A 24,697-nucleotide genomic window follows, 5' to 3' on the forward strand; every position below is an offset into this window, starting at 1 on the left:
GTCCCATGGCCCCCCGCCGTCTCGTGCTGCTGCCCTGCGCCCTCCTGCTGTCCGCGTGCGGAGGCGCCCCGGACCCGGGGACGGGCGCGGAGACGCAAACGGCCGCCCCCGAGGAGGTCCGGGAGTACGAGACGGCGCCCGTGCCCGAGGGGGAGGGCAGTGCCGTGCCCGACGACGTCAACGGCGACGGCTTCCCCGACCTCCTCTTCACGACCCGCTACGACCCGGACCCCGAGGCGGGGTCCCCCTCCCAGCGCCTGATGACCGTCCACGGCTCGCCCGGAGGCCCGGATCCGGCCGCCCGCACCGTCTGGAGCCCGTACACGGTGCTCCCCGTCACCTCCTCCGGGACCGGTGGAGAGGGCACCCGGCCCGGGACGGCCGACCTGGACGGCGACGGCTTCGCCGACATCCCGGTCCTGGTCCACGCCGACGGCGAACTGGGGTTCGGGGTGGCCGCCAGCGGGCTGGGCCCCAGGGCGATCGTGTGGGGCAGCCCCTCGGGCCCCGACCCCGACGCCCCTGCCACCCCGGTCACGCTCCTCAACGGGGAGGGGTGGCAGGACACCTTCACGGCGCTGGCGAACGGTGACTTCGACGGCGACGGCGCCCCCGACCTGGCCGCCGCCAGGGCGTCGGCGGACGGTGAGGCCTCGCGCCTCATGGTCATGTACGGTCCCTTCGACCGGGAGGGCGCTCCGGCGCGCAGCGCACAGCGGACGGTGAACGCGGAGGTCGGCGGCCTCGTCGCCGAACCCCCCGCCCCCGACGACAGCACGTCACGGCTGCTGTTCCAGCACGGCGACGACGGAGGACAGCCCGAGAACACACTGCTGCTGACCGGACCAGGCGATCCCGCGCGGTGGGAGTCTGTGGAGCTGGTCTCCGGTTCGCTGGCCGCCTTCGGCGATCTGAACGGCGACGGGGAGGGCGACCTCGCCCTGGGCGACAGCGGCAGCCGCAACGACGAACCGGGGTACCGGACGGAGCCGCCCGAGGTCGACCGGCGGGTGAACGTCTACCCCGGCCCCCTCACCGCCGAGGCGGCCGACCCCCTCACCGCGGAGCTGCCTTCGGACGGGTCCTCCCCCGGCTACGGCGCCAGCCGCGCCCTGGCCGTGTGCGACCTGGACGGCGACGGCACCGACGTCCTCGCGGTCAGCAGCGACGGCCACGGCGTCGACCTGCTGCGCCACACCGGGGACGGGATCGAGGCGGACGGCGCGGAGCCGCTGGTCCGCCGGGGCCCCGAGGACGGCCCGCTCGCCGCCGGAGACGCGGCCGGGCGGGTGGCCGGCCTCTTCTCCTGCGCGGACTACGACGCGGACGGCGCCGACGAACTCGCCCTGGCCCACGACCTCGAAGGCACCCGGGACACGCCCGTGCGCTGGTGGATCACCGGTGACGGGGGTGAGGACGAGGCCTCCTTCGACAGCGCCGCGTTCTAGGGGGCGCTCCGGGCCCGCAAGCGACGCACGAAGCCGGTACGAAGCGGAACCGAAGCCGGATCGAAGCGGCCCGTGCCACAGTCCTTCCCGGCGTCCGCACGGAGCGGACGCCGGCAACCAGGACGGAAAGCTCCCCCATGTTCAAGAAGTTCCGTACCGCCGCACTGCTCACGGCGGCGCTGGCCACAGGCTCGCTGGCACTGGCCTCACCCGCGTCGGCGGCGGCTCCCGTGGCGGACTACAACGGTGTCTGCGGCAGCGGTTACGGCGTGGTCAACTACGCCAACATCGGTTCCAAGGGCACGGTCTTCCTCACCTACAACAACTCCAACGGCTACAACTGCGCGGTGACCGTCCGGGCCAACCCGGGCTCGGCGGTGGAGATGACGGTCGGCCTCAAGCGCACCAGCGACCCCGCCAGCGCGGCCGAGGTGGACAGCGGCCAGTACACGACCTACGCCGGTCCGGTCTACCGCAGCGCGGCCGGTTCGTGCGTGGACTGGTTCGGCAACATCAGCGGCACCAACGAGAACCGCAACGGGACCAACTGCGGCTGACCCCCCGCGCGCCGCGACGGGCGGCGCGCCGACGCACGACTGGGAGCACCATGCGCAACCTCCTGAAGAAGGCCGCCACCCTCGCCGCGGCAGGCGGGATCGCCGCGGCGGGCCTGATGGCCACCGCCGCCCCCGCATCCGCCGCCTCCTACAACGGGGCGTGCGGGTCCGGCTACGGGGTCGTCAACAAGGTCGAGTTCCCCGACAACCGCGGCACCACCTTCCTGACCTACAACAACTCCAACGGCTACAACTGCGTGGTCACCGTGCGCACGAACCCGGGCGCGGCCGCGCCGATGGAGGCGTTCGTCAGGGTCAACGGCACCTCGTCCTGGAAGAGGGACAGCGGCAACTACACGACCTACGCCGGTCCCGTCTACCTGTCGGCGGCGGGCCAGTGCGTCGACTGGGGCGGCACCATCGGCACGATCACCGAGACCGTCTACCGCACCAACTGCGGGTGAGCCCCGCCCCGCTCCCCTGCCTCCGCACACCCCCGAACCACGATCGGACATGACATGAAGAAGCTCGCGCAGAGGGCCGCGGCCGTCGTCGCGGCCGCCGGTATCGGTCTGGGCGGTCTGCTCGTCAGCGCCTCACCCGCCGCCGCGGCCACCTACGGCGGCGAGTGCGGCTCCGGATACGGCGTCGTCAACCAGGACAGCATCGGCTCCAAGGGCACGGTCTTCCTGACCTACAACAGCTCCAACGGCTACAACTGCGTCGTGGCCAAGCGCAACAACCCCGGCTCGGCCGTGCTCATCGAGGCGGGCCTGTCGATCAGTCCCGCCGGAAACCACTGGGACGTCTTCGACGGCGGCTACTACACCACCTACGCCGGTCCGATCTACCTGAACGCGGCCAACAGGTGCGTGGACTGGATGGGGCGCATCACCGGCACCGAGGGCGGCAAGCGCGGCACCAACTGCGGCTGACCGGACCTCTCGCGGGCGGCTCCGGCCGGTGTTCGGCCCGGGGCCGCCCGACCCATGCCCGCCTCAGCAGCGTTTGTGTCGGTTAGCGCAACGAGCCCGGCACGGGCCGAAACCCAAACCCCCAGGTCACCCCAGAGCCGCTCCGGACACTCTCCGCGCTCCTCCCCGCGTAGGTGGACGGTACGCCGACGAGTGCCGTATGCTCCGCGACGTTGCGCAGCGGAGCGTTCATCGTGCGTCAGGGAGTTCATGAGTGGAGACCGATCTGTCAGGGATTCGGTACCGCATGCTCGGTTCTGTCGAGGTTCACTCCGAAGGACGTCCGGTCAGCACAGGAGGGCCCAAAAGGCGCACGGTCCTGGCCGCGCTCCTCCTGCAACCCGGCACCGTCGTCTCCGACAACCGGCTCATCGACCTGGTCTGGAGCGAACGCCCTCCGCGCAGCGCACGGTCCCAGCTCCAGGCGCACGTGCACGGACTCCGCAAGGCCCTGGGCGCGGACACGATCGTCCGGAGCGCCTGCGGCTACCGGATGAGCGTGGCGGCCGAGGCCACGGACAGCGGAGTGTTCGAACGGCTGCTGGTGCGCGCGCACTCCGAGCGCGCCGCCCACCGGCCCGCCGAGGCGGTCCGGACCCTGCGCACCGCGCTCTCGCTGTGGACGGGCCCGGCGCTGGGCGGCGTCACACCGGCACTGGCCGCCCACGCGCGCCCGGCTCTGGAGGAGAGGCGGCTGCACGCCCTGCTGGAACTGTACGGCGCCGAGATCGGCCTCGGCCGCGGAGCCGCCGCCGTCCCCGAACTGCTCTCGCTGTGCGCGGAGCACCCGACCCACGAACGCTTCGCGGGCCTGCTGATGTCGGCCCTGCACGCCTGCGGACGCACCGGGGAGGCGCTGGAGGTCTACGCGACGCTGCGCGAGAGGCTGGCCGAGGAGCTGGGCACCGGCCCCGGCGCCCGGCTCCGGCAGCTGCACCTGGACCTGCTCACGGCCGAGCCGGACGGCGGGAGCACGCGCGCCGGCGCGCCCGTCGTCCACCGGGTCCGCCCCGCCGAACTGCCCTACGGCGTCGGTGAGTTCGTCGGCCGCTCGGCGGAGCTGTCCGTGCTCGACCAGGCGCTGGACGACGACCGGGGGGCCGACCGCTGGCCCGCGGTGTTCCTCCTCACCGGGGTCTCCGGAGTCGGCAAGACCGCGCTGGCCCTGCACTGGAGCCACGCCGTCCGCGAGCGCTTCCACGACGGCCAGCTCTACGTGGACCTGCGCGGCCGCTCCTCCGGGGAGGAGCCCACCCGGCCCGAGGACGCGCTGCGCCAGCTGCTGCGCGGGCTGGGCGCGGACCCCGGGTCCCTGCCGACCGGCGCCGACGAGCTCGCCAAGCTCTTCCGGTCGGTGACGGCCGACCAGCGTCTGCTGTTCCTGTTCGACGACGCCTCCTCGGTCGAGCAGCTCGCTCCCCTGCTGCCCACCGGCCGGGGCAGCGTCGTGCTCATCACCAGTCGGCACCCGTTGACGGGGCTGGTCGCGCTGTTCGGCGCCCGCCCCCTGCCGCTGGACGTGCTGTCGGAGGAGTCCTCGGTCGAGTTGTTCCTGTCCGTGGCCGGGATGTGGGCCCGGGTCGCGGAACTGGCGCTGGTCACCCGGATCGCCGACCGCTGCGGGCGGCTGCCGCTGACGCTGAGGCTGGCCGCGGCAGCCCTCGCCGCCGGGACCTCCGCGGTGGACCTGCCCTGGCCCGACGTCGTGGCCGACCCCGTTCCGGGGCCGTCCGCCGGGCCGCCGCTGACCCTGGCCCCCTCGGACCCGGACTCCGGCTGAGGGGCGGCGGTCCCGGCGGCCCGGTGGACCCGTCCTCCCGTGAGCGGGGCGGACGGGGCGCGGGTCAGAGCAGGGCGCGCAGGGTCTCGCCGACCGGGGTGGTCGGCCGACCGATGAGGCGGGACAGCTCCCCGGTGGTGGCGGGCAGTTCGCCATCGCGCGTGTTGGTGTCCAGCGCGGCCACGAAGCGCGCGGTGCCCTCGTCCAGTCCGGCCCCGGTCAGGGCCGCCACGTGCTCCTCGGTGGTCAGGTCGCGGTAGACGACCTCGCGGCCGAGCAGTTCGCCCAGGGTCGCGGCGAGGCCGTCGTAGGTCCACGCGGTGTCGCCGGAGAGCTCGTACACGGCGCCCGCGTGCGCCGCCGGGTCGCGCAGCACGGCGGAGGCGGCCTCGGCCAGGTCCCGGCGCGAGGCGCCGGCGGTGCGGCCCCGGCCCGCGCTGCCGACGAAGGCGCCGGTGGCGCGGGCCTCGTCTAGCTGCAGCGCGAAGTGCTCTTCGTACCAGCCGTTGCGCAGGATCGTGTACGCGAGCCCGGAGGCGGGGACCGGACCGCGTGCGTGCAGCCGTCAGCGGCGTCCGCTGTGCGTGCGCGGGTCGAACGAGCCGGAGACGTCGACGTTGAGGTCCTCGGCGGCGGAGAAGCCGCGGGCGGTGCGGACCGCCCCGTCGGCGGCTTGCCTCTGCGCCACGGCCACGTAGTCGAGGAGCTGCCAGAGGATCTTCTCCGCCTCGCCCAGGGTCTCCTGCATCCGCTTCGAGTACTCCCCCTCATCCCCCCAGGGCGCCTCACCGAGGGACATGATCGCGCCGCGCGCGGCGGCCACCATCTCGTCCGTGAAGTCGGCAGCCTCATAAACGAGCCTGTTGTGCCGCCCGATCCCGTCCACGTCGACGGAGAGCCGGTCATGTGGTGCGGACATCGTCCTCTTCCTGGTCGCTGCCTGGTGTCTGCGGTCGGACGGTCACTTCGAACCGTCCGGGGAGAGGCCCCGGGTGCGCAGGCCCTCTTCGACGTCCATCTCGCCGCGCAGCACGGGGGCCGTGTCGACGCCTTCGGGGGCGGCGAAGTCGTACGCCTGCACGGCCCGCTCCACCATCCGCCGATGGGCGCGGTCGATCACCTCGACGACCGTCGCCGACAACTCGGCGGCGGCCATGCCCTGGTACCCGTCGGTGTGGAAGACGAGCCCGACGAGGTCACCGGCCGCGTCGGCCTTCGCGGTCACCAGCCGGTTCCCGGCCGTGGCCTCCTCGGTCGCCGGCTCCAGGGCCGCGCCCGTCTCCATGAGCGCCCTCAACGTCGTATCGAGCCGCCGCAGTTCGGCCTCCACCTTCTCCCGTATCGGTGAGCTCATTTAGCCCGATCTCCTTCAAGGTTTTACTCAGATCGTTCACGGCATGAACGGCCCGTGAAAGCGCGCCCCGCCGACGGCGCTTCGCACAGCGGGCGGAGCCACCTGGGCCCCGCCGTCCCCCGACGATGCCCCGGAAGCCCGCCGAGCACCGCCGAGGCGACCGACCGAGCCCGAGCGGGGGCGCAGAAACCGGCACGCCATAAATGCGACCTCGGTCACACAGGCTCGCGCAGCAAAGGGCACCGCACCGGCACGCCTTCCGAATGGGGTGAAAAACTCCGTTCGCAGTCGTCCCCCACCCGTCTCCCCGAGCGCGCGGTGCCGACTCCACCCCCGGAGGACGGAGGCACGCCCGGCCGAACCCCGAACCGCAACCCCCTCACCTGTGATCAATCCGTGTCCCGACAGGAAGCCCTCCCCTGGAGAAGCACATCGGAAAAAGAAACAGAAATGCAATCAGGAGGAACAGAAAAGGAGCCGAGACAAGGGGACTCACCGCACGGAACCGGGTCACCCCTGCGAACCATTCCCCTGTGCCCGACACAACAGGTACCGCACCAGACAGGGGGAATGCAACCCGCAGAGCCGCAACTATACATATCCGAAACCCCCCTTCACCCTCAGCAACCGATCAGAAAAGCTGGAAACGCAGACGCAACAAAAGCCCGCGTCCGCCACCGCGAACACCTTGAAACCCAGGGGGCGGCTTCCGTGCCTCTCCACATTGCTGTTACCCTTGCCGTCGCTTCAGATACGTGTGATTGGAAAGGGGTCGGGCATGCTGTTTGACCCCCAGAAAATGGGTGACTCAGCACACGATTTCGTCAAAGTGGTGCTTGGGATCGACCTGCCCCGGGCCAGCGCACCGGCCATGCGCGCCGTTTCGGAGGTCTACGACCTCCTCGACAAGCAACTGCACGAGCTTTCCGACGTCATGGACACGACGCGCAACAGCGTCCGGAGGAACTTCGGCGGAGCGGCCTCCGACTACTACAACCGCTCCCTAGCAGCCTTCACCAGCGGCGACAGGGACTACATCGGCAACGCGGCGAGCACGAGCCGTATGCTCTCGGCCGAGCTGCGCAAGGCGGCGGCGAACGTCGACTACATGGTGGCGATGGTCTGGGTCCAGGTGGCCCAGCTCATCGCCGAGATCACCTGGGCCATCGCGGCGGCCAAGTTCACCTTCGGCGCCTCTCTGAAGTGGATCCCCGTCTTCAAGGCGATCCGGAGCCTGGCCATCCAGCGGCTCATCGCCTGGTTCATCGTCACCGTTCCCAGCCACCAGGTCGTCAGCCAGGTCTTCGCGAGCTTCGGCGCACTGATCCAGCGCGTCCAGATCGCCAACGGTGACCGGGGCGGGGTCGACAAGCGCTTGGTGCACGACGCGCACGTGGGGGCCGTGATCGAAGGGCTCGTCTCAGCCGGCATCTCCGGGGGCGTCGGGGCGTTCATCAACAGCGGTTTCGCGAAAGCCTTCACCCGTGGCATCGACGACCTGCGCGGCCTGCCGGACCCCGTGCCCCCACCGCCGGTCAGGAACGGCGTGCCGGACCCCGCGCCCCCGCCGGACGCGCTCAACGACGACCTAGCGGACCTCTTCACCCGCCACCGGGACGAGATGCTGGTCCCGTTCCACCCCGGTTCCCCCACCGGGGCGCGCTCCTGGGACAACACGGTCGAACAGAACGTCTTCCGCGTGGAGATGGCGGATCTGTTCCAGCGCTCCTTCGCCGAACGCATGGGCGTCGACCAGGCGCGGCGGCTGGGCGACGACTACGCCGACACCCTGATCCGCTCGTGGGGTGGCGTCGACCTGAGCTCCCAGCTCTCCCGGACGATCGGCGACAGACTGCCCACGCCCCTGCGCGAGCACCTGTCCGACGTCCCGCAGAACCTCGCCGGGTCGCTGCACCGGAGTGCGCAGGGGTTCCTGCCCTACTTGCGGGGTCTGGGGCTGGGCGCGGGGACCGGGGCCGCGGAGGGCTTCCTCAGCGAGGGCCTGGGCAGTCTCGCCAGCGGCCAGGGGTTCGTCGTCACCCCCTGGTCCGCCACGTCCGGCGCGACCATGAACACGACCCACCAGCTGACCACCGACTCTGCTCTGGCGGGCATCGACGCGCTCAGCGGCCCAGGCGGTGTCCTCCTTCCCCCCGAGCTCCCCCCGCCTCCGGAGCCGGAGCTGCCCACCCGGACCGGGAAGGGCCAGGCCCACACGGCGTGGCCCCCCAGCGGCGACGGCGAAGGAGGGCCGACGCCCGCCAGCGGTCCCGACGCCCCCGATACCAGCCTCGTGCCGACCGTCACCGTCGATGGGCCCGCCCCCGCACAGGATGGCGGAGACCGCTCGCGCGGCGGCTGGAACGGGTTTCCGGCGAGCGGCGCGGACGCGCACCGCCCCGGCGGTTCCCCGGCAGCCGGAGAGCAGGTCGCCCCTGCGGTCCGAAGGCAGCGGGACCACATCCCGGACGGGGCGGGCCACACCGACGCGTACCGTCGCGGAGGCACCCCCGGCCCTTTCACCGGTGGCCATGACGCCGCAGGCGCCGGGACTTCACGTGACCGGACCCCGGCACCCCCGCACGAGGAGGGAACCAAGATCCCCCCGCCGCCCCCGGCCGCCGTGACGCCCCAGACCGGTGCCGACCGCGCCGCGCCGCCGCAGGGCGCGGCTCCCCCCGGCCGTCCGTCCGGCGAAGCGGCCCAGCCGTCCCGCCCGGGAGCGCAGGAGACGACGCGGTCCGTTCCGGAACCGGCTCCCGCCGGAAAGACCGGCCCCGAGCGGAACGTCTCCCCCTCCCCCGTCACCGCGGAGCCCCCCGCCCCGGCCGACATCCGGGAGACCGCGGCCCCGCCGACGGAGAGCGCGTCCATCCGTCCCCGGCCGACCCCCTCCGCAGCCGAACGGTCGGGGACGAACGCGCCCCCGTACTCGTTCGACGCCTCACTGAACCCCACCGGCGGCGCCCCGGGCCTCCGGGACGACGCCGACGACAACGCCTCCCTCGGCGACACGGACTCCGACACGTCGTCGCTGTTCGACGACGCCGCGTCCGACACGTCGAGCCTGGACACCGCGTGGCCGGACGCAGAGGACGCATCGCCCGGGGCCGACACCCCTCACCCCGTGGTGAAGGACGCGAAGGCCCCGGAGGGCCTGCCAGAAGCCCCGGGCCAAGCCTCCGGACCCGGCCTCCTGGCCTTCCCTGTGACCGAGAGCGGTCCGGCGGGGCCCGCTCCCAACGTCTCCGTTCCCTCGGCGGGGCCGACCCCGGCAGCCGTGCGCACCGACCCGCAGGTGCCCCCGCCCGGGGCGACCGAGTCCTCGGCGGACCGCCGCGACGCCACTCGGAGGAACGGGGGCACCGACACGGGCGGGGAGTCCGGAACCGGGCGCGGGCAAGGCGGCGGTGCTCCTTCGGCCCGATCCGGCACCGGGCCCGCACCGTCCGAGGAGGGCGTGCCCGGGACCACGCCCCCGGAGGCGGACGGCGGCGAGTCGCCCCCCGCCGCCGACCCCGCGGACGCACGCGCCGAACACGCCGCTGACCTGGTCGCACAGGCCCGACGGCATCTGGGCGACGGGGACGTCGCGCGTGCCCGGGCGGTGAGCGCGGACATACAGAACCTGCTCTCCCCTCGCCCCGACGACGGCGCCCCGCAGAACCCCTCCGTGCGCAGGGCCCGCAGCCTGGCGCTCGGACTGGTCTTCACCCTGTCCGACCCGGCGAACCTGCGGACACCCGCCGACCCGGACGCCTTCCCGGCGGACAAGGCCGAGGACGCCGCCACACTCCTGCGGGGCGTCGAACGCAACCTCCGGGACCGCCACGACCCGGCGCGCGCCCGGCTCTGGCTCCCGGGCGGGCGGCTCACGACGGACTACGTCCGCTACGCGATGCGAGACCCCGCGGACCGGGGGCCCTCCCCCTACGGTGCACCGGACACGGTGACGACCGTCAACACGGCGCTGGTGGACGGTGGCGGAGACGCATCGGCTCCGCAAGGACGGTCCGGGGAGTCGTCGGCGCCGGACCGGACCGGGAACCCGGGAACGCGTGCGACGGAGGGGGACACCGGGGACCCGCCGGCCCCGCTCTCCCCCTCCGAGGCCGAAACCGTGGCGGATCGGGCCCACGGAACGGCCGAGAACGCCTTGGGGCTGGCACGCGCGGCGGCGGACCGGGTTTCCGCGGCGGCCAGGACGGCGACCGACGCCGCCACCGGAACCGCGGACGCCGTGACCGCCGCCGAACAGGCCGCCCGGGCACGCGAGGAGACCGGCCGCGCGGCCGGAGCGGCACGGGACGCGGCGCGCCTGGCAGCCGAGGCCGTCCGCGGTACGTCCGCCGCTCTCGACCGTGCCGGGCAGGCGGTCCGGGAGACGGCTCCGGACACGGACGCCCACCGAGCCGCCGCCGACGCCGAGGCCGCCGTCCGCGCCCGCCACGAGGAGACGGTGCGGCTGCGGGACGGGGCGGAGCGCCACGCGCGGGACGCCGACGCCGCCCTACGCGACGCCGCCGCGACCGCGGACGGCGCCCTGACCGCCGTCTCCCTTCGCGTCGCCGGAGAAGCCGAGCGGACCGCGGGCGCGGCGGAGCGGGCCGCCGCCGGAGCCGCCACCGCCCTGCGTGTCACGCGCGAGGCCGCGGACCGGGCCGCGCGGGCGGCGCGGTCCGCGGACGACACCGCGGCCGCCGTCACCGCGGCGGAACAGGCCGTCCGGGAACGGGACACCGCCGCCGACGGGGCCGGATCGGTGCGGCTGGCCGCAGACCAGGCCGAGGGGTTCGCCGGTCGGACCGCCGCGTCGGTCGCGCTGGCGGAGAGGATCACCCGGGCGGCCGCCCCCGGCACGGACGCCCACCGCACCGCCGCTGGCCACGAGGCGAACGTCCGCTCCGGCCGCGACCGGGCGGACCGGCAGCGGAACCAGGCGCGGGCGCGCGCGGAGGAAGCCGCCACCGCACGCCACGACTCCACCACCGCGGCCGTCGAAGCCCTCATCGCGGCCGCGCACCGCGCGGCGTCCGACTCCGCCGGTACCCGGATGGCGGCCGACGACGCCTACCGGCGCTCCGGGATCGCGCGGAACCGGCTCGCGCGGGCGGAGGACGCCGTCCGCGCCGGGATCCTGGCCGACACCGCACGCCCCCGCCGGTCACAGGAGTCCCGGGACGCGGTCCGGCGCCTCACCGACGCCGTCGGTGAGGCGCGGGAGGCCGCGGACGCCGCGCGGCAGGCGCGTACCGGCGCGGAGGCCTCCGCAGACCCAGCACGCGTCGCCGGTACCACCGCCGCCCTGAGTGCCCTGGGCCGGGTGTCCGCCGCGCTGAACGCCGTCCCGGACAGCGCCCATCCGGCGGCCACGAGGGTCGAGTCGGACCTGAGGCGGACGGACGCGCTGGTGAACGGCGCCCGCGACCTGCTCGGACGCACCGCGCAAGACCTAGCCGACGCCCATCGGCACGCGCAGGACACCGCGCTCTCGGCCGACCGCGCCGAGGCGCTGCTCCCCAGCGACCTCACGTCGGCGTCCCGCCTGCGCGAGAAGACGGACGCACGGTACGACCTGGACTACCTCGTCACCTCGCGGCTGAGCGGCCCCGACCGCCTTTTCACCAGGGCGGTCCACCAAGCGGTCGCGGACATCGTCGGCCAGCGGATCACCGACCCGCCGCCCGGCCTCTCCCGGCTGGTCGACACGGCCCTGAACCGGGTGGCGCACGAACACGGGATGTCCGCCTTCTTCGCGCCCGGGGGCCGGGAGATCACCGTCACCGACCCCGGGACGGACGGCGCCGCCCCCAGGTCCTGGACCGTCCGGGTCTCGCTGGCGTCCGATGACCCCGCCGGGTACCGGCACCTGGACGTCGAGCACCGGGCGTCGGGAGCGCCCCTGGAGTCCCGGGCGGAGGAGCGCAGCCGCTCCGCCGCCACCGGGGGTTCCTCGTCCTACGACCCGCGCCGCATCCTCGCTGCGCGTTTCACGGGAAGCCCTCTGCTGCTCGGCGACGTCACCGGGTCCGCGGCGGGACCGTGGGTGACGGCCGGCGGCAGCTTCTCACGCGGGCAGCGCGCGGCGTCCCACGGCGGGACGACCACCGCCGCCTCCAAGATCGAGTACACGGCCTTCGCCAAGCCCGAGTTCTACGCCAACGACCTGCGGGTGTGGGCCGAGGTGACCGCGCGGCCGGAAGGGGGCGGGACGGCACCGGGCGCGGGCGGGACCAACGGGAGGGACACCGGGGAGGCCCCTGCGCCCGCCGTGGACCTCCCGGTCGGCTCCTCGGTGATCCGTGACGGCATGGTGTTCACCCTGGCCGGCGAGGTCCAGGGGCGGCCCGACGGGATGCCGGGGCACATCGACCTCACCCCGGGCGCCGGGGAGGAGGGCGGCCCCGGGCACCGGCCCCGCAACCTCGGCCCGACGGGCGGCCTGCCCATCGCCGTCCACAGCGTCACGCCGAACGCCTCGGCCGGGGAGGACCCGGCGCACACCGACCTGGGCTCCTGGATCGCCGACTACCTGGTTTCCGACGCCTATCGGCTGAACAGGGAGGCGACCAGCGCCAACACCGCGGCCCAGTGGATGAAGGACCTCACCGGGCCGGGCACCGGCCAGGACATCGCGCGCTGGCAGGACGAGATCCGGCACGTCCTCGACAACGACTCCTTCCAGGAGTACCTCCCCCACCTGGACCGGGGGCCGGTCACCGTGAGCGCCTCCCATCCCCGCCTGGGCGAGGTGATGTTGGAGTTCTCGGCGAGGCCGCGCGACTACCGGATCAAGGACCACAGCCCGCTGATCGACGACGCGACCTTCAAGGAGAGCATCGAGGACGGCACCAGCCTCACCCAGAGCCGCAACACGAGCTTCACCCTGACGGGGGGAACCGGTTTCGGCGTGATGGCCGAGCTCCCCTCCGGAGGGGCCCTGCGTGTCAACGCCCCCCATGTGGAGGCCACCTGGTGGCAGTCGCTCCACTCCGAGAGCCACAACGCCTCCGGCTCGGGCGAGCACCGGTCCCTCAGCCGCTACGTCTCCTCCACGGAGAAGTTCGCCGCCTACGAGGCCTCCCACGACCTGTCCGTTCACGTCCAGGGCGAGGCGGACCCCCACCACTTCACCGTCACCGGTGTGGAGTTGCTCCCCGGCGAGACCGCGGGCCGGCTGGACCGGGCGGCACGGGGCGAGGAGACCCCCGACAACGGGGGCGGGAACGAGCGGCGCCCGCCCTTCCCGCACCTGGACGTCGACAACCCCGTCCACTTCCGCGGGTCCCACTTCCTCGGCCTGGAGTGGGGCGGTCCCGCCCCCCGCGACGGGAGCGACGGCGAGCGGCCGGTCGTCCGGGGCAACGGCGCGACCGGGGACGACGGGGGGACCGGGGGGACCGGGGGGACCGGGGGGACCGGTGAGCCGACACCCCCGGTCACGTCGGACGGCCGGCACGGCGTCCTGGAGCGATACCTGAACGACGTGCTGGCCGGTATCGCGCGGGAGCACCCGGGCCTGGTCATCCCCGAACTGGTCCGCGACAGGGACACCTACGCCCGCAGGCCCGGACGGGAGGGCGCCTCCTACTTCGAGCGTTCGTTCCGTGAGCGCTGGGGGTTCCGCCGCTCCTACGACACCGCCTACAAGAACACGATGCTGGTGCGTGACACCCTCCAGAGCACCCTGGGCAAGGACGACCTGGAAAGGCTCGCCCGCCCCGGGGAGGGCCTGCCCGTCCGGCTCCGGGAGTCGGCGACGGTGGACCCGACCCTGATGGCGAGGTTGAGAGAGTTCATCCGCCCGAACACGGTCACCGTCCGCCTGCACGCCGAGTTCGGGCGACTGTCCCACGACGGGACGAGCACGGCCGAGACGGGCCTTCGGGTGCGCGGCACCGCCTCGGCCTCCACCGAGTCCGCGACCGGGAGCGCGTTCACCCTCGCCGTCTCCGCGGGTTCGGGCATGGTGCGCTCGGCCGAGGGCGACGCCCGCGGGATCGCCCGGCTGCTCGGCGGGTTCATGGCCTCGGCGGGCTGGAACCGGGTCGACCACTTCGACGCGGCGTACGGCACGGGGCACAAGTCCGACGCCCGCCTGTTCTTCCCCGAGGGCTCGGACCGGTGGAGCGGCGAGGTGGTCCTCAGCGCCCGTCTGCACGACCACGACGCCGAGGAGCAGGCCGGCGGGACCAGCCAGGGTACGGACCTGCTGGACCGGCCCGTCAAGGCCGCCTACTCCGTGGTCACGCCCACCACCGTCGGCGACAACCTGGTCTCCGCGCGGCCGGCGCCCGGCCGGGACGGCCGGGCGCCGTCGGGGCTGACCCCCGAAGAGGCGCGGGAGATGCTCGACCCCCGCCCGGGGCGACGCGATTCTCCCGAGGAGGCCGTACCGGAGGCCGAGGGCGGGATCGGGGCAGCACCGCCCGAGGGGGCCACCCGGACCTCCGGGGCGGAGGGTGAGGCCCCTGCCGACCCGCCGACCGACAACACGCGTGTCCTGCTGGACCACGGTGCGGTCATCGAGCACGTCAACCCCCTGCTCCGGGAGGAGGACAACACGGGACCGGGCCGCAACCTCCTGCGCCGCACTCTCGACGTGTTCTCCCGTCCACGCCGGTTCTGGTCCGACGGGGGACGGATGAAGCTCTCCTCCTTCCTGGACGGCGTCGGCGGATCGACCCTTTTCTCCAACCTCATGTCCCCCACCGCGGTGGCCTCCGACCCGGCCTCCTTCTCGGAGTCGGGCCGCCGCAGGCGGATCGAGATGCGGGGCACCTGGTTGTCCCCCAACGACATGCGGGCCACCGGGGTCACCAGGGTCACGGTCGGCGAGATCACCGACCTGAGGCTGGCCAGGGCACAGGTCACCGTCCAGTCCGAGACGTCGTCGACGGCGTCCGCCGCCGTCACCAGGATCAGCGGCTTCTTCGCCCGGTTCACGGGCTTCGCCGGGGGGACCACCAACTCCATCGAGGAGGGCGGGGCCGAATCCGGCGTCGACCGGTCCACCGCCGACGGCGTCATCCCCATGGCGGGCCCCTCCCACAACCGGAGCTTCCTCCGCCGCGGCGAGACCACGGACTCCGGGGTCTCCTCCGCCTCGGGGCTCCTCCTGCTGCCCAAGGCGGCGGCCGTCTACGCCTTCACCGCCGCGGGCTCGATCGCGCAGGCGTGGGAGTTCAAGAAGCACCGCGGCCTCAACCTCCCCAACTGGTGGACCCACAGGTACGCCGGATGGAGGGCACGGGTCGACGACCTCGTCTCCGGCTACATCACCGCACGCGACGCCGAACAGGCCGGCATCATCACCGACGCCGTGGCCCACGGGGACGACGGTGCCCCCGAACCCTCGACCCAGACCAACCCCGCACCACCGCCCCACGCCCGCGTCCGCGCCGGATTCGACAGCGCGGGCAGGCAGAGCCTCCCCGTCGACCCCGCCCGCGCCGTGGACTCATTGGAGACGCGGCTGCGCACCCACGGGCTCACCTTCAGCCGCGGGGGCAAGGAGCGCCTGCTAGTGACCCTGTCCGAGCAGCTGGGGACCGCGACGGACGCACTCCCGCCGATCGCCGTCAACGTGGTGTCGACGGACCGCAACGCCCACTTCTCCAAGCCCGCACGGGTCCTGGTCGAGTTGGAAAGGACCAACCCCAGGGTCGACTACGTCACCTCGGCCGCCGCCACCGTCGAGAGCCACTCCTGGCAGGCCGAGCACTCGCACCAGGACTCCCGGCAGACCTCGCGAACCACGGGCCTGGACTTCCTCCCCTGGCAGTCCAGCGGCATGAACGGCGGCAGCGACCGGCCGCCGGACAGCAGCCTCCTCTTCGCCTCGCCAGCCGCGGGGACCAGTGGAACCCGGAACGCGTCCGAGGGGCTGTCCTCGTCCTCGGAGACCACCCACACCATCGTGATGGAGTCCTCCGGCCCCTACCTGAAGATGACGGAGGACGCGTCCCTGACCCTGACCATCGAGGTCGACGGCGACGGACTCGTGCCCACCGCGGGAGTCCGGCGGGGAGAGAGGGCGCCGTACCTGGAGTACAAGCAACCGGTCGTGGAGACGGCGACGGTGGACGGCGGACGGGTACGCACCTTCCACCTGGGTTCGTCGCTGGACTTCACCCCGCCTGCTGCCCCCGCCGCACCGCTGGACACGGTGCCCGCGCCGCCCACCGCCGACCCCCGCGCGGGCGACACCCTCGCGGGCGCCGTCACCACCGCCACCGGGGAGCTCACCACGCCGCCGGACGCGCTGCGCGACGCCGTCATCATGCCCACCGCCGTCCACGGCCCCGACCTGCGCGACACCGCGCTGCGGACCGTCGCCGCGTCCCTAGGGTGGGAGCCCCCGGCCGCCCCCGACTTCGGAGCGGACCCGACGGCCGAGCAGCTGGACCGGCTCCGCGCCCACCACGCCCGCGCCACCGACGACGCCCGCCGCCACATCGCCGACCACCTCGAACTCGACCCCCGCTACACCCCCATCGACAACTCCCTCAATCCCGTGGCCCTCAAGGGCCTCCTCTCGCACAACCTCGGCCGCCCCTCCGGTACCGACATCCTGCGAATCGGACGCACTCAGTGGCGTGTCGCCGCCACCCCCGACTTCACCGGCGCCCGTATCGTCACCGCGCGCCCCGACGCCCGGCTCGTCCACAAGGAGGCCGAAGGGCGGAGCGTCTCCCACAGCCGCTCCCAGGGCGGAGGAACCACCGCCACCACGGCCTTCCGGCCCACCGGCCACCACACCGTCGACCCCGACGACAACGACCGCAACGCCCACCTCACCGGCTCCGGAGACGCCACGGTCCGCACCGTCACCGGCGACTCGCCCACCGGCGACGGCCTGGCCAGCGGAGAGCCCTCCGACATGGAGCGCCAGCGGCTCGGCACCGCCTACCTGGTGGAGTTCGACACCACCTGGACCACCGGCGCCCGAACCGACGAGAAGACGTTCTTCGGCGGCACCGCCCCCCGGCAGTTCACCTCCCACCACACCAACAGGACCAGCGCCTGGATCTCCCGGAGCGACGCCGTCGCCCTGGGCGTCCTCACCTCCGGACAGGCCGACGCCGCCGAAGCGCCCATCACCGCCGAGTACGACGCCGCCAAGGCCATGGCCGACGCCGAGGCCGCCTACACCGGGCAGCGCGCCGAACTCCCCGCGCTGGTCAAGGCCTACCTCGACGCGTACAAGGCCCACGCCGCGGACCCCACTCCCGCGAACCGCGCGGCCCTCGACGGCGCCCGCACCGCCTACGGAACCCAGGCCACCGCCTACCGGACCGCCCTGGGCGCCTACAACGACGCCGTCACCGCCTGGACCACCGCGACCAACGCCACCGCCGCCCACCTGGCAGGTATCACCCCGCCCGGCTCCCCGCCGGCGGCGCCCCGCCCCGACTCCAGCGCACCGCTGGGGAGCCAGCTCAGCCCGGTGTTCGGCCTCACGCCCCGGGAGACCCCGACCGCGCCCGACGGAGGGGGCACGACGACGCGACCGGGGGCGGGGCCCGCGGCGGACTCGCTCCTGGAAGCGTTCCACAGCGCCCTGAACACGCAGCCCCGCCCCTCCGGAGCCGACCGGTGACCGATGAGGAGTCCTCCGGTCCCGAGACGGGACCATCCGCGGCCGGTTCCGGACCGGTCGGCGCCCGTGCCGAACACGGACGACGAGACCGCCGTGTTCCTGATGGAGATGACGGACCGGGGACCGGCCGAGGAGAACGGACGCCTCCCCGGACCCGGGTAGACGTGCGGCCGGGAGGACGGGATAGCCGACACCCTGCGGCTGGAGGCGCTCCGGTCCTGTGCCGGAAGGGTCGACGACCCCGGGGGACGGGGGTGGACGCCGACGCCCCGAGTCCCGTGCGGCGGGCCTGGAGGAACTGCGTGCCCCGCACGTAGCCGAGAAATCCACCGAACCCGCCCGCATACGGTTCCTGTTGCGTTCCTGGCGTCGACTGACGCACCTGGCGTAGACAGTTCTCCGGGCTGCGTCTCGCCCCGTCCCCTGCCAGGACGAAGACGGGGACCCGCCACAGCGTCCCGGAACCGCTCTGGAGGGCGTCTGGCGCCGCCCTGAGCCGTGTGCCCCGAGGAGTCTCGATGCCCGCCCCGCCCGAGTCCGACACGCCCCGCCGCCCGGACCGGGCACGGGCCCGGGCAGACGTCGGGGCGGCGGGTGGAACGTCGTAGGGTCCCCAGGTGTGGCGGCCGAGCGCCCGGGGACTGCCCCGGCACCGCTCCGGCCGAACGGCGGATGGACGCGGCGGTCAGTTCCCGGACAGGGCGATCCTGACCAGCTCGTCGCGGGGCGGACCGTAGTCGCGGAAGATCCCGTCGAAGGCCGAGCAGGTCATGAAAGCCGGGGTCCGGATGCCCCGCATGGACATGCACAGGTGCTCACCGCGACCGATGACGGCGACGTCGTTCGTATGGGCCACCTTGGAGACCTCCTCGGCGATGTCGCGTACCAGGCGTTCCTGGACCTGGAGGCGGTGCGCGTGGCGATGGGCGATCCGGGCGAACTTGGACAGCCCCAGCACGCGTTCGTCCGGCCGGTACGCGATGGTGAGCACGCACGAGAAGGGCAGGAGGTGGTGTTCGCACAGCGACCACACGGTGACGTCGGAGACCATGACGATCTGTCCGTCGGTGTGCAGCGGGAAACTGGTCTCGACCCGGCCGGCCTGGTAGTCGCTGAACTCCCTCCACCATCGGGCGAAGCGCTGCGGGGTGTCCCGCAGCCCACTGCGGTCCGGGTCCTCACCGATCTCGATGAGGAGCTGCCGCGCCACGTCCTCCAACGGATCGCGCACGGCGGGGTCATGGGGTAGGTCTGCCAGCGTCATACACCTCTCCGATCGCCCCACAGCATGATGTGCAGCCTGGTGGTCAGATTCCAACCGCGGGCCATGACGGGATCCCGCAACCGGACGAGGGACCTGTCCAGTGCCTCCCGGGTCCGCCCTTCCGGCATCACCCAGACCGGCCCGATGCCGTACCGTTCGACGAGCGTCCCGACCTCGTCGAGGTCGGCCTCGGTACGGCAGACGAACTTGAAGGCGGTCCCCGGCAGCGCGGCGAGGGCCGCCAGGGCCGGGCCGACGATGCGCCTGTCCTCCGGGTCCCCCGAGTGGGCCAGTTTCGGTGACACGTTGAACCTGACCAGCTCCGCCAGACGGGGTTCGGGGATGATCGTTCCGTTGGTCTCCACCTCGATGTCGTGACCCGAGTCCCGCAGGTCCCGCACCAGCGGACGGAGCCTGGTCTGCTGGTTCAGCGGTTCACCGCCGGACACGACTATCAGGGGGACCTCGTAGGCGACCAGGCGGTCACGGACCTGCTGGTAGGGAACCGCTCTCAGCTCCTCCTTGGGGTCGTAGGCGACCTTGGTGTCGCCCAGACCGGTCCAGTCCCAGGTGTAGGGCGTGTCGCACCAACGGCAGGACAGGTTGCACCCGCCCAGCCGCACGAAGGCGCAACGGCGCCCGAGTGAAGGCCCTTCTCCCTGGATGGTTCAAGTAGGGCCGAATATCTCGTTCACTACAAGACTCGGCGTTCCCACGGCCTCACCTCCTTTCGCGTCGCATCCCGTGGCCTCGCTCGCGGCCCCCGCCCCGCCCCGCCCGCAGCCCGCCCGTCGCGGGAGAGCGCGGGATGCGCGACGCACCCGTGGTCGTGCGAGCGGTGGGGCCGACGGGCGGGGCCGGGACGGTCTATGCGTCGGCCCGCCGAGGGAGCGGACCGTTCCGGGATGCCCGGGGTCGATGGGTCGACCCCCTTGTTCCCAGGTTCGCCGAGGCGGGCACGGAGCGCATCACGGTGGTCACCGAGAGATCCGGGATCAGGGTGCCGAGAAGCGCGTGACGCCGTCGAGGTACTCGGTGGGGTCGGGGAGTCCGGCCTCCTGGAAGGCCTCGCGGCGCTCGTAGCAGGTCCCGCACGTGCCGCAGTGGACGTCGCCCCCCTTGTAGCAGGACCAACTGCGTTCCAGGGGCGCTCCCAGGCGCACGCCGTGCCGTGCGATGTCGGCCTTGGACCACGCCATGAAGGGGGCCTCCACGCGCGGCGCGGCGAACCCCTCGTTGGCCACCCCCACCAGGTGGCGCAGCGCGTCGACGAAGGCGGGACGGCAGTCCGGGTACACGAAGTGGTCGCCGGAGTGCATGCCCAGGGCCACGGTGCCCGCCCGTCTGGCCACCGCCACCGAAGCCGCGAGGTTGGCCAGCACGGCGTTCCGGTTCGGGACGACGGTGTCGCGCATGGACTCCTCCGCGTAGTGCCCGTCGGGCACGTCCACCCGGGCGTCGGTGAGGGCCGAGCCCCTGAGCAGGGGCCCGAAGCCCGTGACTCCCAGAACGTGGTGCTCCGCGCCGTAGTGGCGGGCGACGGCCCGGGCGGCGTCGACCTCCTTCCCGTGCCGCTGCCCGTACTCCACTGTCACCGCGACCAGTCGGAACCGCAGCGCGGCGAAGTGGGCGAGCAGTGTCGTGGAGTCCATCCCGCCGGAGAACACCACGACCACGGTGAAGGGGTCCCCCTCGGTCTCGTCTCGCGGTGTGTCCTGTACTCGCATCGGCGTCTCCGTCCACACATGGGGCGATCCGGCAGTCAGCGCCCCGGTCGGGACGCCCGTCCTGCGGTTCCACTCTCGTGCGCGCACGTCGGCGTGGCATCACGGACGGCGACCGAAGTGTTCGCGCGTCCCACCGCAGTCCCGGGTCCGGCTCACTCCCCGCCGACCAGGATCTCCCACCTTCCGGGGCTGCCGAGGATCTTGCCGAACTCTCCCCTCCCGGAGATGCCCAGCTTGCGGTAGGCGCTCGACAGGTGCAGCTCTACCGTGCGACGGGTGATGTGCCGACGGCCCGCGATCGTCTTGTTGGCCTGCCCCAGCAGCGCGTCGATGAGGATCTGCCGTTCGCGCGGGGTCAGGGCGAGGATGCCCCGCACGGAGACGTCGCGTGAGGTGCACGCCTCCAGGGCCACCAACTGGAGCCGTACCCGGTCGGCGAGGTCGCGTGCGCCCTGTCCGGCGGCCAGGGCGGCCGAACGGCTCAGGGCCGCCGCGGCCTCCCCGTGGCGGCCCATCCGCGCCAGCACCGTGCCCAGCTCCGCCGTGGTCCGCGCGGTTTCGAGGTCGTGTCCGGTGCCCTTGAGCAGGTCCACCGCCGAGCTCAGCGCCTCCGCCGACGCGGGCTCCCGGGCGAGCGCGCCCCACACCCGCAGCGCGCGGGCCCGCTCCTGCGGCGAACCGGTCCCCTCCGCGAACTCCACCTGTCGGCGGGCGTCGCGCACAGCCTCGTCACGGGCGCCCGCCTTGGCCAGGAGGAGGGCGCCCTCGCTCCGCCAGCAGAGCGTGCCCGGCCCCCGGACCCCCGCCGCGTCCCGGCGTCGGACGACCTCCAACAGGTCCTCGGCGCCCTGGGACAGGGCGCCCTCCCTGATCCTCAGCCGCGCTCGGGCGAGTGGCACGTCGGCGTCGTGCCACGCCGTCGGCGGGTGGCCGTCGTGGTGGTGTCGGCTCAACAGCGCCTCCGCCGCCTCCGGGTCGCCCAGGTCCAGGTGGACGTTGGCCAGGAGGCCGACGACGCGGGTCCGGAATCCGCTGTAGCCCCGACCACCGTGGGCGGGCAGTTCCGAGAGCTGTTGCGTGAGCGCGTGCCGGGCCGCGGACAGGTCGCCCGCGGCGTAGGACCCCGCCGCCTCGGTGAGCCGGACCGCCGTGCCCACCCAGCGGGGCAGCCGGTCCGGATCGGCGACCAGCGAGCGCCGACGCGTGGACGCCTCCGCCTGGTGCCCGCAGCCGACCAGCACCGACAGGGCGGCGGGCAGGGCGGGCGGTTGGAGCAGGAGCTCGTCGAGGCCGTGGTCCAGGGCCCGCCTCGCGTCGGCGAGCACGGACGACGGCGGCCCGCCCATGAGGTAGGAGGAGAAGGCGCTGACGGCCGTGACGGCGGGAGAGCGCGGCACGTCGGCGGGGCCGGGAGCCCCTTCGGTCGGCTGGGCGGCAGTCGGCTCCGGCGGCAGGGACCGGCCGTGAGCGAGGAAGGTCCGCGGCCAGGCCTCCCGCTCCGTTCCGGCGACGGCCTCCCCCACCGTCCGCAGGACGGCGGACGCGTCGTCGCCGCGTTCGCCCTCGCAGAGCGTCGCGCCGATCAGGCCGAGCAGGCGGCGACGGACCGCGTCGTCGGTGGTGCGGCCGAGTGCCTCCACCGTGGCGCTCAGGCCGCCCCGCCGGTCGAACGCGATCCGGGCGGCCGCCAGTTCGGGGGCGACACCGGGCCACGCGCCCGTTCCCCCCGCCTGGACGGCGTGCTCCAGGTAGCGCACGCGGTCCCGCGCGGTCGTGTCGGGGAGCCGCGCGGCCGTGATCAGGGCGGCGGACGACCACGGGGCGTCCAGGGGCACCGTCGACTCCGTGAGGTGGCGGGCCACCCGCCGCTCCGCGCCGGGTCTGCGGCGCAGGAAGTCGGCGGCGGCCAGGTGCGCCGCGTTGCGGCTCATCACGGTCATGGAGCCGAGCAGTGCGGTGTGGAGCAGCGGGTGGCGCAGCGTCACCGCGTGGTCGTCGGTGACCAGGCGCATCCGCGCCAGGAGGTCGAGCGCGGCCATCGTCTCCCCGAGCCCGGTTCCGCTCAGGTGCGCGACCAGAGCGGGGTCGGCCTCGCCGGAGGCCGTCGCGACCACGACCGCCTCGGCCACCGCCCGGGTCCGCGGGTGGAAGCGGTTCGCCCGGCCGATCATCGCGTCGGCCACGGAGGGGAGCGCGACGCTTCGCAGCTCGGCCGGTGAGCGCACCGGGGACTCGCGGGCCCGGATCCAGTCGCACAGGGCCCGCGTAAGGAACGGGTTGCCGACGGTGATCTCGTGGGAGGCCGTGACGAGGTCCGCGTCGAACCGGCGGCCCAGCCGCTCGCGCATCAGCGCGCCGGTCTCCCGCTCCGACAGCCCGCGCAGGGTGATGGTGCGGGCGCCGGAGAGCAGATCGGCGAGTTCGGTCGGCGCCGCGGCCGGTTCGCCGCTCCGGGTCGAGGCGACGAGCGTCACGGGAAGGTGGGCGACGTCGCGCAGGACGCCCCGCAACCGCACCAGTGACTCGGGCCCCGCCTGGTCGACGTCGTCCAGCGCGATCACCAGGGGGGCGTCCCGGGTCAGCGCCTCCACCAGCTCCCGGGGGCCGGTCGGCCCGCCTCCCGCTCCCCTGGCTCGGGGCGGAGCGGTGGTACCCCCCTCCTCGGCGGGGTGTCCGTCGGCGACCCGGCCGAGGGCGTCGGTGAGAGCGGTGACCAGGCGGTTCACGTGCCGGGAGCACGCGATGTGCACCGCGGGTCCGGTGCTGGACGGTGTGGGGCGGTACACCAGGGAGAGCAGGGTGGTCCGCCCCACACCGGGCTCTCCCGTCACCACGTGACAGGTGAGCCCCGTACGGCGGCTGTGTCGACGGGCCGAGAGCAGCCTCGTGAGCGGTTCGGTCCTGCCCACGATCCCGCTGCGCCGCGTCCGGGGCTCGGGCATCCTCATCCTCGTGTTCGGGGGGAACTGGCCTCGGAGACGGTCCGACCGCCCCGGACGGGTTCCCGTCGGCGGACGTGCCGCGACGGCCCGGTCACCGGGGTCAGGATTCCGGTCGGGCGACCAGAACCGCTGACTGGTCGCCGATCGCGTGGGGCCTGAGCGCGAAGTGGCCGGTCAGGGCGGACTCCAGCGCACTCCTGATCTCCTCGGCCCTGGGGTGCCGCTCGTACCAGAACCCGGTCAGGACGGCCGCCGCGGTCGCGGCCCGCTCCGCCGGTTCCTCCCCGTCGAACCGGATCGAGGACTCGGCGCGGTGCAGGGAGAAGTCGCCGAAGCCCCGGGCGGCGAGCGCACGGGCGGCCTGCGTCAGCAGGTAACCGTGGTGGTCGTAGGGCTCCTCGGCGATCGGCACGCAGACCTCGTTGACCAGCCTCATGAGCTCGTTGCCCGACCCCGCGGCGAACAGCACGATCTTGGACTCCGGGTCGCCCGGGTCGCAGACCCGGACCATCTCCGCGACGGCCCGCTCGATGTCCTCGACGTACTGGAGGACCCACGCGCTGTAGACGGCGTCGAACGAGTCGTCGGGGAAGGGGATGTCCTCTGCGGTCCCGGGGTGGACGTCCACCACACCGCGGGTGGCCTCGTCGCGGATCGCCTCCACCAGTTGGGGGTGGGGCTCGATGGCCGTGCAGGAGCCCGTCCTCGCCGCGACGGTGCGCGCCATCTCCCCGATCCCGCCGCCGACGTCGAGCACGCGGCGGTTGGCTGCCGTGAGGCTCCGGACGAGGGCGAGCTCCTCACCGCGCTCCAGCCGGGTCGCGAACTCCACCCACCCGTCGCCGGTCACGCTCCGCGGCCCCCGGTACCGCGTGGGCATGAGGTCCGCGGGCCCCAGGGCGTCGTGCTCCAGGAGTTGGTCCAGTGACAGCCGTGCAGGGTTCCCGGACCCCTCGGGCGGGTTGCCGGGTACCGGTGTTCGGGTGCGTGCTCGTGCCATGTCTGACTCACCTCTCGTGGTCGCGGGAAGGGGGCGGACGGGGTCCGCC

General features: G+C 73.7%; 14 protein-coding genes. 6 read left to right on the forward strand and 8 right to left on the reverse strand.

Annotated elements, in window-relative coordinates; translation table 11 throughout:
- Nucleotides 1-5: 5 nt before the first annotated feature.
- The 5 genes from PV789_RS16500 (at nt 6) to PV789_RS16520 (ending at nt 4,759) form a co-directional block, all read left to right on the forward strand.
- A complete protein-coding gene (locus tag PV789_RS16500; RefSeq protein WP_274973459.1) occupies nt 6-1,448 on the forward strand; it encodes a VCBS repeat-containing protein in 1,443 nt (480 codons plus the stop codon).
- A 137-nt stretch (nt 1,449-1,585) separates the two neighbouring features.
- The gene (locus tag PV789_RS16505; protein WP_212644092.1) at nt 1,586-2,005 is read left to right on the forward strand and encodes a spore-associated protein A; all 420 of its coding nucleotides are present in this window, start codon (nt 1,586-1,588) and stop codon (nt 2,003-2,005) included.
- A gap of 50 nt (nt 2,006-2,055) precedes the next feature.
- Nucleotides 2,056-2,469: a spore-associated protein A gene (locus PV789_RS16510; RefSeq protein WP_212644091.1), complete on the forward strand. Its 414-nt coding sequence runs from the start codon at nt 2,056-2,058 to the stop codon at nt 2,467-2,469.
- A gap of 54 nt (nt 2,470-2,523) precedes the next feature.
- Nucleotides 2,524-2,940, forward strand: a complete 417-nt coding sequence (locus PV789_RS16515) for a spore-associated protein A (RefSeq protein ID WP_274973460.1) — start codon at nt 2,524-2,526, stop codon at nt 2,938-2,940.
- A gap of 286 nt (nt 2,941-3,226) precedes the next feature.
- Entirely contained in the window at nt 3,227-4,759 is a 1,533-nt protein-coding gene (locus PV789_RS16520; RefSeq protein ID WP_274973461.1) for an AfsR/SARP family transcriptional regulator, read from the forward strand.
- A gap of 64 nt (nt 4,760-4,823) precedes the next feature.
- Here PV789_RS16520 and PV789_RS16525 read toward each other — a convergent pair whose 3' ends face one another.
- The 3 genes from PV789_RS16525 to PV789_RS16535 form a co-directional block, all read right to left on the reverse strand.
- Complete coding sequence (locus PV789_RS16525) at nt 4,824-5,135, reverse strand: Rossmann-fold NAD(P)-binding domain-containing protein (protein ID WP_274973462.1); 312 nt, start codon at nt 5,133-5,135, stop codon at nt 4,824-4,826.
- Between the two features lie 189 nt (nt 5,136-5,324).
- The gene (locus PV789_RS16530; protein WP_274973463.1) at nt 5,325-5,678 is read right to left on the reverse strand and encodes a hypothetical protein; all 354 of its coding nucleotides are present in this window, start codon (nt 5,676-5,678) and stop codon (nt 5,325-5,327) included.
- A 42-nt stretch (nt 5,679-5,720) separates the two neighbouring features.
- Nucleotides 5,721-6,113 carry a YbaB/EbfC family nucleoid-associated protein gene (locus tag PV789_RS16535; protein WP_274973464.1) on the reverse strand — a complete coding sequence of 131 codons (393 nt, stop codon included), beginning with the start codon at nt 6,111-6,113 and terminating at the stop codon, nt 5,721-5,723.
- Nucleotides 6,114-6,945: 832 nt separating this feature from the next.
- On the opposite strand from PV789_RS16535, the gene PV789_RS16540 reads away from it, so the two are divergent.
- Nucleotides 6,946-17,715, forward strand: coding sequence for a hypothetical protein (locus tag PV789_RS16540; RefSeq protein WP_274973465.1), 10,770 nt, complete (start codon nt 6,946-6,948; stop codon nt 17,713-17,715).
- A gap of 685 nt (nt 17,716-18,400) precedes the next feature.
- On the opposite strand, the gene folE is transcribed toward PV789_RS16540, so the two are convergent.
- From folE to PV789_RS16565, 5 genes are all read right to left on the reverse strand, one after another.
- Nucleotides 18,401-18,979, reverse strand: coding sequence for a GTP cyclohydrolase I (folE, locus tag PV789_RS16545; RefSeq protein ID WP_274973466.1), 579 nt, complete (start codon nt 18,977-18,979; stop codon nt 18,401-18,403).
- Entirely contained in the window at nt 18,976-19,644 is a 669-nt protein-coding gene (locus tag PV789_RS16550; protein WP_302475402.1) for a 7-carboxy-7-deazaguanine synthase QueE, read from the reverse strand. Before PV789_RS16550 ends, folE begins: the two co-directional genes overlap by 4 nt.
- A 330-nt stretch (nt 19,645-19,974) precedes the next feature.
- Nucleotides 19,975-20,706, reverse strand: coding sequence for a 7-cyano-7-deazaguanine synthase QueC (gene queC / locus PV789_RS16555; RefSeq protein WP_274973468.1), 732 nt, complete (start codon nt 20,704-20,706; stop codon nt 19,975-19,977).
- A gap of 152 nt (nt 20,707-20,858) precedes the next feature.
- A complete protein-coding gene (locus PV789_RS16560) occupies nt 20,859-23,648 on the reverse strand; it encodes an AAA family ATPase (RefSeq protein ID WP_274973469.1) in 2,790 nt (929 codons plus the stop codon).
- Nucleotides 23,649-23,748: 100 nt separating this feature from the next.
- Nucleotides 23,749-24,648 (reverse strand): class I SAM-dependent methyltransferase, encoded by a 900-nt coding sequence (locus tag PV789_RS16565; RefSeq protein ID WP_274973470.1) that lies wholly within the window; start codon nt 24,646-24,648, stop codon nt 23,749-23,751.
- Nucleotides 24,649-24,697 lie beyond the last annotated feature (49 nt).

It is taken from the genome of Nocardiopsis camelliae, assembly GCF_028993595.1.
GTDB lineage: Bacteria > Actinomycetota > Actinomycetes > Streptosporangiales > Streptosporangiaceae > Nocardiopsis > Nocardiopsis dassonvillei.